The sequence below is a fragment of the Empedobacter sp. GD03861 genome (assembly GCF_029840885.1).
Classification (GTDB): Bacteria; Bacteroidota; Bacteroidia; order Flavobacteriales; family Weeksellaceae; genus Empedobacter; species Empedobacter falsenii_B.
The window spans coordinates 81272-97083 of sequence record NZ_JAOCDJ010000009.1; the positions used below are offsets into that span (position 1 = coordinate 81272).

The 15812-nt window shown below is 30.6% G+C and carries 18 protein-coding genes; 8 read left to right on the top strand and 10 right to left on the bottom strand.

Going from position 1 to position 15812, the window contains the following annotated elements; translation table 11 throughout:
- Nucleotides 1–150: 150 nt before the first annotated feature.
- Both N5D03_RS07040 and N5D03_RS07045 read right to left on the bottom strand, forming a co-directional pair.
- Complete coding sequence (locus N5D03_RS07040) at nt 151–1932, bottom strand: aminopeptidase P family protein (protein ID WP_280051260.1); 1782 nt, start codon at nt 1930–1932, stop codon at nt 151–153.
- A 98-nt stretch (nt 1933–2030) separates the two neighbouring features.
- The gene (locus tag N5D03_RS07045) at nt 2031–2504 is read right to left on the bottom strand and encodes a DUF4265 domain-containing protein (RefSeq protein ID WP_038331503.1); all 474 of its coding nucleotides are present in this window, start codon (nt 2502–2504) and stop codon (nt 2031–2033) included.
- 98 nt (nt 2505–2602) lie between these two features.
- Between N5D03_RS07045 and N5D03_RS07050 the strand changes: the two genes are divergently transcribed.
- From N5D03_RS07050 to rimO, 4 genes are all read left to right on the top strand, one after another.
- On the top strand, nt 2603–3760 hold the full coding sequence (locus N5D03_RS07050) for a class I SAM-dependent RNA methyltransferase (protein ID WP_280051266.1): 1158 nt from the start codon (nt 2603–2605) through the stop codon (nt 3758–3760).
- Between the two features lie 5 nt (nt 3761–3765).
- Nucleotides 3766–4200 carry a DUF2750 domain-containing protein gene (locus N5D03_RS07055; RefSeq protein ID WP_280051261.1) on the top strand — a complete coding sequence of 145 codons (435 nt, stop codon included), beginning with the start codon at nt 3766–3768 and terminating at the stop codon, nt 4198–4200.
- Between the two features lie 6 nt (nt 4201–4206).
- Nucleotides 4207–5244 (top strand): glycosyltransferase, encoded by a 1038-nt coding sequence (locus tag N5D03_RS07060; protein ID WP_280051262.1) that lies wholly within the window; start codon nt 4207–4209, stop codon nt 5242–5244.
- Nucleotides 5245–5601: 357 nt separating this feature from the next.
- Complete coding sequence (gene rimO, locus N5D03_RS07065; RefSeq protein WP_125349344.1) at nt 5602–6906, top strand: 30S ribosomal protein S12 methylthiotransferase RimO; 1305 nt, start codon at nt 5602–5604, stop codon at nt 6904–6906.
- A gap of 63 nt (nt 6907–6969) precedes the next feature.
- On the opposite strand, the gene N5D03_RS07070 is transcribed toward rimO, so the two are convergent.
- The 5 genes from N5D03_RS07070 to N5D03_RS07090 all read right to left on the bottom strand — a co-directional run bounded on the left by N5D03_RS07070 (nt 6970) and on the right by N5D03_RS07090 (nt 11449).
- Nucleotides 6970–7320 carry a hypothetical protein gene (locus N5D03_RS07070; protein ID WP_038335727.1) on the bottom strand — a complete coding sequence of 117 codons (351 nt, stop codon included), beginning with the start codon at nt 7318–7320 and terminating at the stop codon, nt 6970–6972.
- Between the two features lie 21 nt (nt 7321–7341).
- Nucleotides 7342–9024, bottom strand: coding sequence for an RluA family pseudouridine synthase (locus N5D03_RS07075; protein ID WP_280051263.1), 1683 nt, complete (start codon nt 9022–9024; stop codon nt 7342–7344).
- A gap of 421 nt (nt 9025–9445) precedes the next feature.
- Nucleotides 9446–10201, bottom strand: a complete 756-nt coding sequence (locus N5D03_RS07080) for a DUF4241 domain-containing protein (protein ID WP_125349346.1) — start codon at nt 10199–10201, stop codon at nt 9446–9448.
- Nucleotides 10202–10281: 80 nt separating this feature from the next.
- Entirely contained in the window at nt 10282–10881 is a 600-nt protein-coding gene (locus N5D03_RS07085; RefSeq protein WP_038335749.1) for a hypothetical protein, read from the bottom strand.
- Nucleotides 10874–11449 (bottom strand): Crp/Fnr family transcriptional regulator, encoded by a 576-nt coding sequence (locus tag N5D03_RS07090; RefSeq protein ID WP_280051264.1) that lies wholly within the window; start codon nt 11447–11449, stop codon nt 10874–10876. Before N5D03_RS07090 ends, N5D03_RS07085 begins: the two co-directional genes overlap by 8 nt.
- Nucleotides 11450–11557: 108 nt before the next feature.
- Between N5D03_RS07090 and N5D03_RS07095 the strand changes: the two genes are divergently transcribed.
- From N5D03_RS07095 to N5D03_RS07105, 3 genes are all read left to right on the top strand, one after another.
- Nucleotides 11558–11965, top strand: coding sequence for an Rrf2 family transcriptional regulator (locus tag N5D03_RS07095; protein ID WP_280051265.1), 408 nt, complete (start codon nt 11558–11560; stop codon nt 11963–11965).
- A gap of 53 nt (nt 11966–12018) precedes the next feature.
- Nucleotides 12019–12675 (top strand): NAD(P)H-binding protein, encoded by a 657-nt coding sequence (locus N5D03_RS07100; RefSeq protein ID WP_115000274.1) that lies wholly within the window; start codon nt 12019–12021, stop codon nt 12673–12675.
- 94 nt (nt 12676–12769) lie between these two features.
- Entirely contained in the window at nt 12770–13201 is a 432-nt protein-coding gene (locus N5D03_RS07105) for a hypothetical protein (protein ID WP_125349350.1), read from the top strand.
- A 53-nt stretch (nt 13202–13254) separates the two neighbouring features.
- Here the strand turns inward: N5D03_RS07105 and N5D03_RS07110 are convergent, their stop codons facing one another.
- Both N5D03_RS07110 and N5D03_RS07115 read right to left on the bottom strand, forming a co-directional pair.
- Entirely contained in the window at nt 13255–13650 is a 396-nt protein-coding gene (locus N5D03_RS07110; RefSeq protein WP_125349351.1) for a hypothetical protein, read from the bottom strand.
- A gap of 110 nt (nt 13651–13760) precedes the next feature.
- Nucleotides 13761–14126, bottom strand: a complete 366-nt coding sequence (locus N5D03_RS07115; protein WP_019973715.1) for a methylglyoxal synthase — start codon at nt 14124–14126, stop codon at nt 13761–13763.
- A 99-nt stretch (nt 14127–14225) separates the two neighbouring features.
- Between N5D03_RS07115 and N5D03_RS07120 the strand changes: the two genes are divergently transcribed.
- On the top strand, nt 14226–15275 hold the full coding sequence (locus N5D03_RS07120; RefSeq protein ID WP_125349352.1) for a 2Fe-2S iron-sulfur cluster-binding protein: 1050 nt from the start codon (nt 14226–14228) through the stop codon (nt 15273–15275).
- Nucleotides 15276–15343: 68 nt separating this feature from the next.
- On the opposite strand, the gene N5D03_RS07125 is transcribed toward N5D03_RS07120, so the two are convergent.
- A partial coding sequence (locus N5D03_RS07125; RefSeq protein ID WP_280037962.1) for a solute carrier family 23 protein occupies nt 15344–15812 on the bottom strand: 469 nt, incomplete at its 5' end.

A 15812-nucleotide genomic window follows, 5' to 3' on the forward strand; every position in this document is an offset into this window, starting at 1 on the left:
TGTTGCAATAATACAAATTTTATGGGAAATAAAAAATCCCATTCGCAAGTGAATAGGATTTTTTTGTCTAGCTGAATTTATTTTCAGTTTCTTATTTTTTTATGTCTGATTCTGAAACGAATTTAGAATGACTTTTTGTTGAAATTAAATTTACTTAGAAATAGCCTCACATTTTTCTTTTAACCAAGTTGTTTCTTTCTCATCTAAGAATGGAGAAATTTTCTCGAAAACAAATTGATGATAATTATTCAACCATGCAATTTCTTCGTTTGTCATTAAATTAACATCAATCAAATTTTTCTCAATTGGGAAAACTGTAATAATCTCAAACTTCAAGAAATCACCAAATTGAGTAGACATCGCTGGTTGAACAATCATTAGATTCTCGATTCTGATTCCGTATTCACCATCGCGATACAAACCAGGTTCGTTAGAAAGCACCATTCCAGCTTTTAGTGGAGTTAAATTCTCTTCTAAACGAATACTTTGTGGCCCTTCGTGTACACATAAGAAATGACCAACTCCGTGTCCAGTTCCGTGCCCATAATTGAAACCGTTTTCCCAAAGCGCTTTACGCGACAAAACATCTAACAAAGAACCACGAGAATTAACAGGAAAAATAGCTTCCGATAAACCAATATTTCCTTTAAGAACTAAGGTGTAATCTGTTTTTTGTTGCGCTGTTGGTTCTCCTAACATCAATGTGCGCGTAATATCTGTTGTTCCTTCCAAAAACTGAGCTCCAGAATCGATTAACAACATTTCTTTTCGACCTAATGTATAAGCAGTTTCAGGCGAAGCAGAGTAGTGGTTCATTGCGCCGTGATCTGCGTAACCACAGATTGTTCCGAAACTTGCACCTTTACAATTTTCCTGTTGCAAACGGAAAAATTTCAATTGCTCATCAACTGTAACTTCATTAATATTATTGTCGATATTTTCTTCTAACCACATGAAGAATTTAGTTAAAGCAACACCATCTTTTACCATTGCATTTCTGAAACCTTCTTGCTCGATTTCATTTTTAACCGATTTTAAGTTTGTTACTGGAGAAGCAGCTAAATTAATAGTTGAAGAAGTAGAAATTGCTTCGTATAACGATTGATTAATTCGATTTCCATCTACCAATACATGCGATTTTTCGTTTTGTTTCTTTAAATAATCATAAATCGTTAAATAAGGTTGAATTGTAATTCCTTCATTTGCTAAAGCAGTTTTTGTTTCTGGAGTTACTTTTGCTTCATCTATAAATAAATACGCATTTTCTGTATCCACAGCGGCATATGAAATTGTCAATGGATTATAGTTAACATCATTTCCACGAATATTAAATAACCACGCAATTTCATCCAACGAATTCATGATATATACATTGGTATTTGCTTTTTTCATCTCATTGCGCACTTCCGAAATTTTTTCTGAAGCAGATTTTCCAGCAAATTTTACATCATAAATATAGAATGGATTCTCTGGTAAAGCAGGACGATCTTGCCAAGCTAAATCAATTAAATCAATATTTTTAACTGAAAGTTGATTGAATGAAAACTCGTTATAATTTTCTGCAAAAGCATTGTGCGCAAACATTTGCGGATTAAGACCAACAACTTCTCCTTCTTTTAATTGAGAAATAATCCATTCGTTGATAGAAGGAGTTTCTGGCATTCTCATTTTCATCAACTCAAAAGTCGTGTCTTTTAATTGATCTTCTGCCTGAATAAAATATCTCGAATCTGTCCAAACAGCTGCTTTTTCTAACGTAACAACTGCAGTTCCAGCCGATCCATTGAAACCTGAAATCCATGTACGCTCTTTCCAACGATTTGGTAAATATTCGCTTCCGTGCGGATCTGTTCCAGGAATAATTGTTGCGCTAACTCCATTTTGTTTCATAACCTCTCTCAAAGCTGAAAGACGATCTGTGATTTTTTCCATTTTATATCGAATTCTAAAAAATTAAACTTTAATAGCCGAAAGGTACGAAGAATGTCGATGAAGGAAAATATAGAAATTAAAAAATATTATTAAGATTATTATCTGGTTTCATCACGATGTTTTTCTGATAAAACAGGTTCTGCAAAAGCAATAAATTCATTTTCTTGTAATTCGATTAATTTATCAAAAACAGATTTATAATTTATTTTTAAAGGAATTTCTAGAACAAAGTATTTTTCATTCAGCGCTTCACTTTCACAATTCAAATTCTTGAAAATATTTCTAATATCATCTCTATTAATTTCATCATTCATTATTATAACTTGAACTGTCGAATTTCCAGAAAATTCAATTACTTTTCTAAAAGTCAAACATTCTTCATCGTTATCATATTCAGCAAATACTATATCGTCACTTGAAAAACATGGACCATAGAACGGAATATTTTCAATTTTATATAATCCTTTTTCTTTGTCTATGGTTTCTGTCCAAAGTGTTTCAACTATTTCTTCTTCTAAAACCTTACTATAATATCGAACCAATATTTTTTCATATTTAGTTTCTTGATCCATGAAATATTTTTTGTTAAGATATAAATTAGTTTAGAATATCGAAAAACAATTATTCCTTTCTCCATTTCCTTTATTTCCCGTACTTTTGTAAAAATTTTATTTCCTTGGAAAATTTCAGAATGATTGCGAAAACCTTTTTTGGTTTCGAAGAAATATTAGCGCAAGAATTAAAAGCGTTGGGTGCGGCAGATGTTAAAATCCAAAACCGAATGGTTGAATTTAATGGCGATTTAGGTTTCATGTACAAAGCAAATTACAGCTTGCGTACTGCACTTCGTATACAGAAGCCAATTCTTTCGTTTTCTGCGAAAAATGATCATCAATTGTATGAGAAATTCAAAAAATTCCATTGGGAAAATTATCTAAATGTCGATCAAACTTTTATGATTGATCCAACTGTTCATTCAGATTATTTTACGCATTCGCATTATGCTGCTTTAAAAGTGAAAGATGCTATTATAGATCGATTCAAAGAAAAAAATGGTCGTCGTCCAAGCATTGATAAAGATTTTCCAGATGTACGTTTTAACTTACATATTTCGCACGATAAAATTACGTTGTCGTTAGATTCTTCTGGAGAATCGTTGCACAAACGTGGTTATCGTGAAGAAACTGGTCCAGCTCCAATTAACGAGGTTTTAGCAGCAGGTTTGTTGTTGCAAGCGGGTTATGATGGAAAAGGAAATTACCTTGATCCAATGTGTGGTTCGGGAACAATGTTGATTGAAGCGGCGATGATTGCGAATAATATTCCGCCACAAATTCATCGTAAGCATTTTGCTTTTCAGAATTGGCCAGATTATGATGAAACATTGTTTACACAAATTCGTAATACGCGCTTAAATCGTATCAAAGAATCTGAATATAAAATTGTAGGTTACGAAATTTCTCCAATGATGGTAAAAATTGCGCAGATGAATATAAAATCTGCTGATTTAGAGGATTTTATTGAAGTTAGAAATCAAGATTTCTTTACATCTAAAAAGGAATTGTTCCCAGTTTTATTGGTGTTCAATCCGCCTTATGATGAGCGTATCGAAAATAATAATCAAGAATTTTACAAACAAATTGGTGACACGTTAAAATCGAGTTATCCAAATACATTGGCGTGGTTTATCACATCAGATTTACAAGCCAAAAAATATGTCGGTTTACGTCCTTCGAAAAAAGTAAAAGTGTTTAACGGTAAGTTAGAATGCGACTTTTTACAATACGAAATGTACGAAGGAAGTAAAAAAGCTAAAAATCAAAATTAAGAGAAGTGAGTCAATTTATAAAAGAAATTTGTCAAGATCAAAAAGTATATCTTTTAACTTCGGAAGAAGGTTTTGCTGTTTCGTATTCAGAGGAATTTGAGTATGAAGATGGCTCTAATTTAGAGGTTATTTGTTTTTGGTCGAATACATATTTAGCTGAAAAAGCGAAACAAAATCAATGGGCAAATCATAAAATTGATTCGATAGATTTGAATACTTTTTTAGAAGAATGGTTGTTCGGAATGATTGAAGAAGTTTCTTTGGTTGGAATTAATTTTGACGAAACTTCGAAAGGAGAGGAGCAAAGTCCATTGGATACGATTTTGGCGATTGTTCACGAATTGAATCAATCAAAATCAACTTTCAAATTGAATCATTTTAAGAGTTTAGATGAAATTCAGAAAGTGACATTAGAGTTGAAAGAATCATTCAATCAATAATATATTTTGGAAAAAGAAGATTTACAACTTTCGATAATTATTGCCGTTTACGAACGTCAAGATGAATTGACAGAATTATTGTCAAGTTTAACGAAACAAACGGATAAGTCATTCGAAATTATTATTGTAGACGATGGTTCTAAAAATAAATTGGATGCTGTTTGTGTTAAATTTGAAACTCAATTAGATCTTCATTATTATTACAAAACAAATTCAGGTCCAGGAAAATCGAGAAATTTTGGAATGGAAAAAGCGAATGGAAATTATTTCATTTTTTTAGATTCTGATACGATTATTCCTTCGACTTATATTGAATCGGTTAAAAAAGAATTAACAAACAATTTTGTTGATGCTTTTGGTGGTCCAGATGATGCAGATGATTCGTTTACAGATTTGCAGAAAGCGATTACTTTTTCGATGACTTCTTTTTTGACAACAGGAGGAATCAGAGGAGGAAAAAAGCAAATTGGTAAATTTCAGCCGCGTAGTTTTAATATGGGAATTTCTCGAAAAGCCTACGAAAAAACGGGTGGTTTTGCTGATTTGCGTGTTGGAGAAGATCCAGATTTATCGCTGCGTTTGTGGGAAAATGGTTTTGAAACGCGATTATTTCAAGATTCGAAAGTGATACATAAACGTAGAACTTCGTTAAAGAAATTTGCGAAACAAGTGTATCAATTTGGAGTTGCACGCCCAATTCTAAATCAACGTCATCCAAATTATATCAAACCAACTTTTTGGTTTCCGAGTTTATTTTTTGTCGGAACTTTAGTTGCATTTTTATTTTTATTGTTGAGTTTTATTCTTCCAAAACATCAATTTATCCTACAAACCCCATTTGTTTTGTGGTTAATTTACATGTTTTTGATTTTTATTTTCTCAACTATTCGTTTTAAATCAGCGGTAGTTGGTTTATTGTCGATTCAAACAACTTTAATTCAATTTTTCAATTATGGTTATGGATTTTTAGAAAGTCAATTCAGGTTGAATATTCTCAAACAGAATCCTAAAAAAGTTTTTCCGAGTCATTATCATATCGATTAAATATAAAAAATAAAGGTCAAGAGAAATCTTGACCTTCTTAATTTCAAAGCATTGCTTTGAAATCTAACTTAAAATACTAATAAACTCAAATTTAACATTTATTGTTGAGATTAAATCATAAATACTCTATTGTATTTTGTTAATCAATTAGTTAAAATAGGTTTACTGAATGAGTTTTCAATAGAATATCATAATAATTGATTAATCTTCTTAAATAGTTAGTTGTATAGAAATCTATTCTATTTAAATCCATTTAGGTTTAAAAAATTTTATTTTAGCTATTTATACTAGTTCCATTCAATCTTTTCGATTAGTTCTCTCAAATATTTCGTAATTTTGCAGACTTAAATTAGAGTAATGCGTACAAAATCGACTGGAAAAAAGAAAATTAATGTAATTACGTTAGGATGTTCTAAAAATGTATACGATTCTGAGGTGTTAATGGGACAGCTGAAAGCCAATGGGAAAGAGGTTGTACATGAACAATCTGGGGAAATTGTAGTGATTAATACTTGTGGTTTCATTGATAATGCAAAGGAAGAAAGTGTTGATACAATTTTAGATTATGTGCAACGTAAGGAAGATGGTTTGGTAGAAAAAGTTTTCGTGACAGGATGTTTGTCAGAGCGATACAAACCAGATTTAATTGAACAAATTCCAAATGTTGATCAATATTTTGGTACGCGCGAGTTACCATTATTGTTAAAAGCTTTAGGAGCAGATTATAAGCACGAATTAGTTGGAGAACGTTTAACAACAACTCCTCGTCATTATGCTTATCTTAAAATTGCAGAAGGTTGTGATCGTCCTTGTTCTTTCTGTGCAATTCCTTTGATGCGTGGAGGAAATGTTTCTCGTCCAATCGAAGATTTAGTTACAGAAGCTACTAAATTGGCAAAAAATGGAACGAAAGAATTAATTTTGATTGCGCAAGATTTAACGTATTATGGATTAGATATTTATAAAAAACGTGAATTAGCGACTTTATTAAGAGAGTTAGTGAAAATTGAAGGAATCGAATGGATTCGTTTGCATTACGCATTTCCAGCTGGTTTCCCAGAAGATGTTTTGGATGTAATTCGCGAAGAACCTAAAGTTTGTAATTATATCGATATTCCGTTACAACATATTTCGACAAAATTATTAAAATCAATGCGTCGTGGTACAACACACGAAAAAACAAATGCTTTGTTAGATGCAATGCGTACAAAAGTTCCTGATATGGCGATTCGTACAACGTTAATTTGTGGTTATCCAGGTGAAACCGAAGAAGATTTCCAAGAAATGAAAGCGTGGGTACAAGAGCAAAAATTTGATCGTCTGGGATGTTTTACTTATTCACACGAAGAAAATACACATGCTTATAATTTGGAAGATGATGTTCCAGAAGAAGTAAAACAACAACGTGTTGAAGAGATTATGGAAATTCAATCTCAGATTTCGTACGATTTGAATCAAGAAAAAATTGGAAAACAATTTAGAGTAATGATTGATCGCAAAGAAGGTGAGAATTTTATTGGTCGTACAGAATATGATTCGCCAGATGTTGATAATGAAGTTTTGATTTCTGCAATTGATACCTATTTACCAGTTGGTGATTTTGTAAATGTAGAGATTATCGAAGCTTACGAATTCGATTTAATTGGAAAAGTAATTGATTAATCAATTTTAGATATAATAAAAAACCACTTCTCTCGAAGTGGTTTTTTTATGCTTATTTTTTTTCTAATTTTTCAATATTTCATCAAAAAATTCTTTCGAATCGTTATCAAACGTAGGTTTTTGTAACAATAATTGGGAGATTTTTACAATTTTATCAAAATCTTGTTGCGTAAAATATTCACCAAAATGTTCATTGCAAAAATCACCTAAATTTCCTAAAACGATATTCACTTCTTCTTCGCTCAACTCACCTTTTTGTTTCCAACGTTCACGGAACAAACTTGCAGCTAAATAAGAAGAAATATCGATCAAATCATCTATCGAAATATTAGATCCGTTTTTCAATTTTGCCATAATCAACGTATCCATATCGCGATAAATTACTTCTCGTATTGTCAAATCTTTATTTTCCATTCTTTGTATTCTTTCGCAAAATTAGAGATTAAAATTTGGATCTACTTGAAATTTCATCAATTCTTTCGTCTTCGGATGCGTAAATTCTAAGGATTCGGCATGTAAATGTAAACGATTTGTTTTCGTACCATATAAATCATCACCAATAATTGCCGCATTTAGTCCTAAACGATGCGAAGCATGCATGCGTAATTGATGTGTACGACCAGTAATTGGATAAAAATAGACAAGCGTTTTATTGTCTTTTCTTGCAATGACTTCATACTTTGTCTGCGCCGTTTTTCCATGTTCATAACAAACCATTTGTCTCGGTCTATCGTCCAAATCCACACGTAAAGGTAAATCTATAAAACCATTATCGCGCTCAACATTTCCATCTAAAAGTGCAATGTAGCGTTTCTGAACTTTACGTTTAATGAATTGTTGTTGAAGAAGTTTATGACTTTCTTTATTTAACGCCAAAACAAGAATTCCAGAAGTTGACATATCCAAACGATGAACAATAATTGGACCTGTTGCCAATGGAAATTGATGTTTAATTCTAAGATAAACAGAATCTTTAATCTCAATTCCAGGAACAGAAAGAAACTCTTCTGGTTTATTGATGACAACCAAATCATTATCTTGATATAAAATTTCTAACTCTTCAACAGTTGAATTTTGCTTCAACAATAAGTTTTCATTCAGTTCAATTCCTTGCAACATATGTCCTAAAATAGGCTCACATTTTCCTGTACAAGCTGGATAAAATTGACCATGTTTTCTAACCTCAGATTTTGGCGAATCTCCCCACCAAAACTCAGCCATACAAATTGGTTCTAAATCATTTTGAAATGCATATTGCAATAATTTGGGTGCAGCACATTCACCAGCAGCAGCTGGAGGTTGTTGAAATACAGTTGTTGAAAAAATTTCTAATAATCCTTTTTCTTGCTTAAACTTATTCAAGAATTGATATTGATTAAACAATTGATTTTGAAGTGAATTAGATTTTATTTTTCGTTCTTCTTTTAATGAATTGATTTCATTCTCAAAAACATTTATTTTGCTTAATAAAATCTGTTTTTCAGAATCAAGTTTTTCATTTAGAATTCTAAATTCATATTTATCACGTAAACTTTGTTTGACTAAATCTTCTTCAAAAAATTGAATTTCTTCTTGAGATAAAGTTGGAGAAATTGTTTCTCGTTGGGATTTTCGGTCTTTTTTATTTAATTTTAATAGTTGTTTTCCTTCTTCAATTTTTAACTTAGAATTGATTTCAAATTGAATAAAATCTTCTTTAACTTGTAAATAGTTTTGATCATTTTCTAATGATTCTAAAATACGATTGATTTCATTCAGACGTTCTTCTTGTTCTAAGAAAAAACCATTTTTATTCAACATATCAAAAATAGGTGGAACAAAAAATTTGTGCTGATTAGTATTAGCCAATTTACCTGAAACTGCCGCTAAATATCCTACTTCATTCTTTTGATTTCGAACAATTAAAACACCAAACATTTTACCAATTGGAGTGGAAGATTGGTCATTTTCTAAACCAAAATTATGTTCAAAATCGGTTTGATTTTCCAAGTATTCTTGTAGCTCTCTACATGCTTGCTTCGCAATTTCAGTAGGTTCATAATAAAATGGATAATCAAACTTTTTGGGAAGTTCGTACGTAGTAATTGGATGTTTAAAATATTGAAAATAATTGGACATTTGCTTCTTTAAAATCGATGCAAAGATACAGTTTAAGCAATAAATTTTGAAATTGTATTACTCAATTCGTTCCAATAAATACCAATTATCTTTCAATTTTTCAGATATTTTATATTCATTTTGAAACTTATAACTATTTTTATTCTCTGGATTTTTGTATTTATAGAGACTAAATTTTGCAGGTAAGTTATCATAGTTTTTGATAGCACTTTTATTTTCATTAAGAAATTTTGATTTATGAATTCTTATATATTCTATTGTATCATATTCCAAATAAAAGTAGTGGATAGAATCATTATAAAAAATATTAGTTTTCTCATTCTGTTTAATATGATATACAATACGTTAATATGCATATTTTTAAACAAAAAAATCCCTCAATTTCTTGAAGGATTTAAATATTATTTGATCGAAAAATTAATTACAACCACTCATCATCATCTTCTGAATCTTCTAATTCAGCATCGATGAATTGAATATAAAATGCAATAATTTCTCCTTTTTCATTGTATCCAAAGTAAGCAGGATAAATTCCTTCACCAAAACCAGCTTGAAAAATTGGCGATTTGAATTCTGTATTTGGAATTGTCCAATTGATCCAATCTCCTTCTTCTGATTGATATTTCGGATTATTTTTAGCGTTTTCTACAAATAATGCATTGAAATAATCATCATATAAATTTACATCACCTTTACTTTCGAATTCATCAATAAACTTTACAAAAGAATCTTTTGCTTCTGCATCAACAATTGTTGCTAAACCACTTTCGATAGAAAAACCAAAATATTCTCCTTCTTGTAATTCATCAATCAACTCAATTCCTTTCATTGCTTCTTCATAACGAACAGGTTTTTCGTTTGTAAAAGCAACTTTGATACAACCAATCAAATTCTCAACATCACCATCGTCTTCAAATTTTACGATGCTTGCAGTTACAGGAAAATTACCTTTTGGCGTTTCAAGGAAATAAGGATCTTTATCCATTGATAAATATTCACCCAAAGGATCATTCACAAAGATTTTTCCAGACGGTAAAGAAACTTCTCCCATTTCAATTTGGTCGATTTCTACACCTCCAATTTCTTTATCTGTAAAATATTTTTCTAAATCATTAGGAGCTAAAGTGAATTCTCTTTTAGATTCCCAAGTTTTTAACCATTCTGCTGTTGGTTGCATAAATTATTGTTTTTAAGTGGTACAAAATTACATTAAATAATGAGACTAGCTTAACTTTTATATGTTAGTGAAAAATTAAATTATCTTAATTTTTTTCTCAACTCGTTCTTATCAATATCATATTCTAAATGCATGATCGAAATTAAATCATCTTCAGAAAGTAAATTGTTTTTGTAATATTGAATTAAAAATGATTCGATTTTAGAAAATTCATTTAACGATTTTTGTAAAAAATAAGCTTCAACAAATTGATTATCTTTTGTTTTTAATGTAATCAAATTACTAATTCCGTGCGAACCTTCTGGATTTTCGAACTCACCAAATTCCTTTACAGCTTTTCCTTTGTAATCTTCATTATCAATGACAATAGAAAACAAATCGTTGATTGAAAAAGTTTGATCCTTTACAGAAATTGTATCTTTTGTAAATGTCAATTTTCCATCAAAATTACCTTTCAATTCTGCCGAAGGTCGCTTAAAATAACCATTCCAATAAGCAACAGCTGTTGCTAAAAGCCCAATAAAAATGTAATAATACGTTTGATTTTTGAACACTTTCAGTTCCAAAAACACAAAACTAATTACAGTAACGGCGAGAAATGATAAGATGACTTTTGCAATCTGTTTATTATTTTTTTTAGGTTTTTCTGGTACAAAAATTTCAAAACTATAACTATCCATGTGCTATTTCTTTACGAACTCTACTTAAACTTTCGGGTGTGATGCCTAAATATGAAGCAATCATCCATTGTGGTATGCGAGAGAGTTGGTTGGGATAAAGACGCATAAATTCTAAATAACGAGTCTTTGCAGATGCGCCAAGTAACAAATTAATACGATCTTGTAAACTACGTACATGATTTTGAATTAATTTATTTTGAGCAGCTAAATAATTTGGATTTAATCGTGTGATTAGATCATTTAATTTTTCATTCAATAAAATAACGGTAGAATCTTCTATTGCTTGAATATAAAATTTTGATTGTTGCTTACAAAAAGCACTATTTCTATCACTTACAATCCAATTTTCTGTACCAAATTGTAAAACATGTTCTTTTCCGTTTTCATCTATTGTATAAGAACGAATAACGCCAGATTCTACAAAAAAATAATCTTCGGAATATTCGCCAGGTTCTAAAATAAATTCATTCTTTTTGATGTGTTTTACCACCAAAAATTTTTCAATTTCAACCCATTGTTCTTCTGTGAGATCAATAATATTTGATAAATGTTTTTTATAATTTTCCATATGTATAGGAGTATGCAACAAATTTAAGAGAAATTAATTAATAAAATTGTATCAATATTTGTTACAATTGAAAATTTTGTACTAAATTTGTCCCATCGATTTAGAGAAATGAATAATTTAAGATTTGCAACGGCGATTCATATTTTAGTTTTGACTGAAAAATTTAAAGGACAATTAATTACTTCTGATTTTATTGCTGGAAGTATTAATGTGAACCCTGTTGTGGTTCGTCGTGAAATAAAATTCTTGAAAGAAGCAGGTTTTATCGATTCGAAAAAAGGTAAAGAAGGAGGAATTTATTTAGTTAAAAATTCTGCTGATATTTTATTAGGCGATGTGTATAAAATTGTCAATCAAGAAAATGTTTTTGGACGAATGAATCATACCAATCCAGAATGTCCAGTTGGTAAACAAATGAATGACAATCTTGAAAAATTATTTGATGATGCTGAATCAGATTTAATAAAATCGTTAAATCATAAAACTTTAAAACAATTTTCTGATGAATTTCAGTAAAATTTTTTATCTTTAAATGTAACAAAATTAATTACAATATAAAATTAAATAAAATGAGAGTAGCAGTAATTGGAGCAACAGGTTTTGTAGGCTCACATATTGTAGAAGAATTGGTAAACAGAAATCAATCTATCAAAGCATTTGCGCGAAATACAGACAACGTTTTAGATAGTAAAAATGTAGCAAAAGTGGCGTTAGATGTAAACGATGTACAGGCTTTGGCGACAGATTTGAAAGGTGCTGATGTAGTTGTAAGTGCATTTAATGCAGGTTGGGCAAATCCAAATATTTATGAGGATTATTTGAAAGGTGCAAAAGCAATTGAAGAAGCAACTAAATTAGCTGGTGTAAAGCGTTTGATTGTTATTGGTGGAGCGGGAAGTTTGTATGTGAATGATCAAAAAGAATTACAAATTGTAGACACACCAGATTTTCCTGAACAAATAAAACAAGGCGCTTTGGCAGCGAGAGATTATTATAATATCTTGAAACAAGATAATGAGTTGGATTGGACAATGTTTTCTCCAGCGCCAGAAATGCATCAAGGAACATCTGGAGAGCGAAAAGGAACATATCGTTTAGGCAATGATGTACCAGTTTTCAATGCAGAAGGGCGTAGTATTTTGTCTGTGGAAGATGTTGCAGTGGTGATTGCAGATGAAATAGAAAATGCAAATCATATAAAAAGCAGATTTACAGCAGCTTATTAAGATATTTGAGTAAATTTACAATAAAATTATTTTTATAGGACAATTTTTTGTTTTTGGTACGGTTTGTGAAAAACAGATAACAAATACAAGAATAATGAAATTGTCAATCGCAATAGGAAGTTTAATCCTAAGTTTAGGATTTGTTCTAATATGCTCTTTTCTAAATCTTGGTGTATTTTTTAATCAACTGCTTGGAGTAGTTTTTCTGTTCTGTAGTTTGTTTATGGGGTATTTAGGTTTCGTCAATTTATTTGATTACCTAAATCATTCAAGATTATTAAATAAAGGAGTAAAAGTAAAAGCACATATTATTGAAATAAAAAGAGGTTTATTAGGAGAAAATCATTTGCCAGATTATATAGTTGAAGTCTTTTATAAACATCCTAATAATGAGAAAATTTACTATACAGAGTTTGAATATTTTGGAGATGTTAATGCAAATGAGATTTTAAAAAAAGGAAAAGATGTCGATATCTTAATCGATCCTCAAAATCCAGAAAATATATATTATAAAAATATAATTTAAAAAAGGCTGTCCTAACAAATAGACAGCCTTTATTATTTTTATTAGGATAAAAACTATTGTTTGATATACGTTTTATTTCCGTTATCGTTGATATAGTATTTTCCACCTTTTGGTCCTACATAAACTTTGTGTCCATTGTAAGTCCCTGCAGTAGTTGTTTTAGCTACAGTCGTTTTTGTTTCTTTTTTTGGAGTAGTCGTTTTCTCCACTTTTTTTTCTGAAGCTACTTTTTTGTCATTGACTGTTTTAGCAGTTGCATCAGTTTTCTTAGTTGTAGTTGCTTTTACATCCTTTTTTGTTTCTGTTACTTTTTTATCAGTTGTAGCCTTTGTTTTTGCCATTTCTGTTTTAGCAGTTTTAGTTGGAGTTTTAGTTTGAGCAAATGCTACAGTAGATCCAGTAAATGCAAATAAGCTAAGCGCGATAGCTGTTTTTTTAATTAAATTCATTGTAATTTGGTTTTGAATTGTTATTTATATTCAGTTAAAATTTCTATTCAATATTAAATAAATTATCCACCAAAACAACCAAAATAAACTTAAGATTAGCTTAAGAATAATTATTTCAAATGATCCAATAACATTTCTGCTGTCGCTGGGTTTGTAGCTAATGGGATATTGTGTACATCGCACAGTCTCAGTAACATATTTACATCGGGTTCGTGCGGATGTTTCCCCATTGGATCTCTAAAAAAGAAAACCATATCTGTTTTTCCTTCCACAACACGAGCGGCAATTTGTGCGTCACCACCAAGAGGACCAGATAGATAGCGTGTAACTTTCAAGCCAGTTTGCTCCGCATATTTTCCTGTCGTTCCAGTTGCGATAAATGTGATATTATTTTTATTTAAAGCTTCTTTATGTTTCATTAAAAAATTGACCATTTCAGCTTTTTTTCCATCATGAGCGATCAATGCTATTTCCATATATTTTTTCTATTTAATCTAAAATCTTACTTTTGTACAAAGTTAGCAGAACAATCTTAAATAACGAGTTGTTTTAAGAATTATAAATAGTATACGACTATGAAATTTAATTTATTAACAGTAAAAGAAATTGTAAAATTAACGGCTGATGCTGTTCAAATTTCGTTTGATGTTCCTGAGGAATTACACGAAGAATACAATTTTTTACCTGGACAATATATCACTCTTAATATTAATGGAGAACGAAGAGATTATTCTTTGTGTGAATCTCCTAATGATAAAAAATGGAGCATTGGGGTTAAATCTCAACCAAATGGAAAGATTTCTTCTTATTTAGCAAATGAACTAAAAGTTGGTGATCAATTGGAAGTTTCTACACCAAGTGGACGTTTTACAATTCCAACAAAACCAAACGAAAAACGTACGTTATTAGCTTTTACGGCGGGTAGTGGAATCACGCCAATTATGAGTATGTTAGAGTTTACTTTGCAGACTGAAGAATGGGTAAATTTTCATATTTTTTATGTAAATAGAGATGAAAACTCAATCATGTTCAAAGAGCGTTTGACAGAATTGAAACAAAAATATCCAAACAATGTTTTTATTCATCATTTCTATACGCGTCAAGATCAAGAGAATTTTATTTACAACGGACGAATTGATGAGAAGAAGTTTGATTTAATTTTGAATCAAATTATTGATATCAATGAAGTCGATGAAGCAATGGTTTGTGGACCAGAAGAAATGATTTTGACTTTAGCGAAGAAAATCAATGAAGCGGGAATTATCGAGAAACATATTCATTTCGAAATGTTTAATCCTTCAGTGAAAACAGAAGATATTTTTACAAAACATGACGAAGGACCTCAAACGGTTCAAGTTACTGTAACACTTGATGGAGAAACTTCTGAAGTGACTTGGGATAGAGGAAAAAATTTGATTGATACAATGTTAGACGCTGGTATTGATGCGCCTTATTCATGTAAAGGTGGTGTCTGTTCGTCTTGTATGTGTAAGATAACAGAAGGCGAGGTGCATATTGGAGACAACTATGTATTAACAGATTCTGACTATGAAGAAGGAATGACGTTAGCGTGTATTTCTCGTCCAAAAACAGCTACTTTAGCAATTGATTTTGACGAAGTTTAAGAACAAAAAATATCTAATAAAAAAAGACGAAAATTTATAATTTCCGTCTTTTTTTATTTTATGATAATTTAATTTTCTTCATCAAACATTTCTTTGAATGAGACAAATTCTCTTCCAGGAAGAATCAAATTTAAAGCAACTCCAATTATAGAAGCTAAAGCCATTCCTTCTAAAGAAAATAAATCTCCAATGTGGATTGCTGCACCACCGATTCCAATGATAAGAATAACAGAGGAAATAATAAGGTTTCGTTTAATCTTGAAATCAACTTTATTCTCGATTAGCATTCTTAATCCGCTCGAAGCAATAATTCCGAATAATAAAATAGAAACGCCGCCCATAACTGGTGTTGGAATTGTACTTAATAAAGCTGAAACTTTACCACAAAATCCAAATAAAATAGCAAAACATGCTGCTCCAATAAATACATAAATACTAAAAGCTCTTGTAATAGCTAAAACACCAATATTCTCGCCATACGTTGTGTTTGGAGGTCCACCTAAACAAGCTGCAATCATTGTTGCAATTCCGTCACCT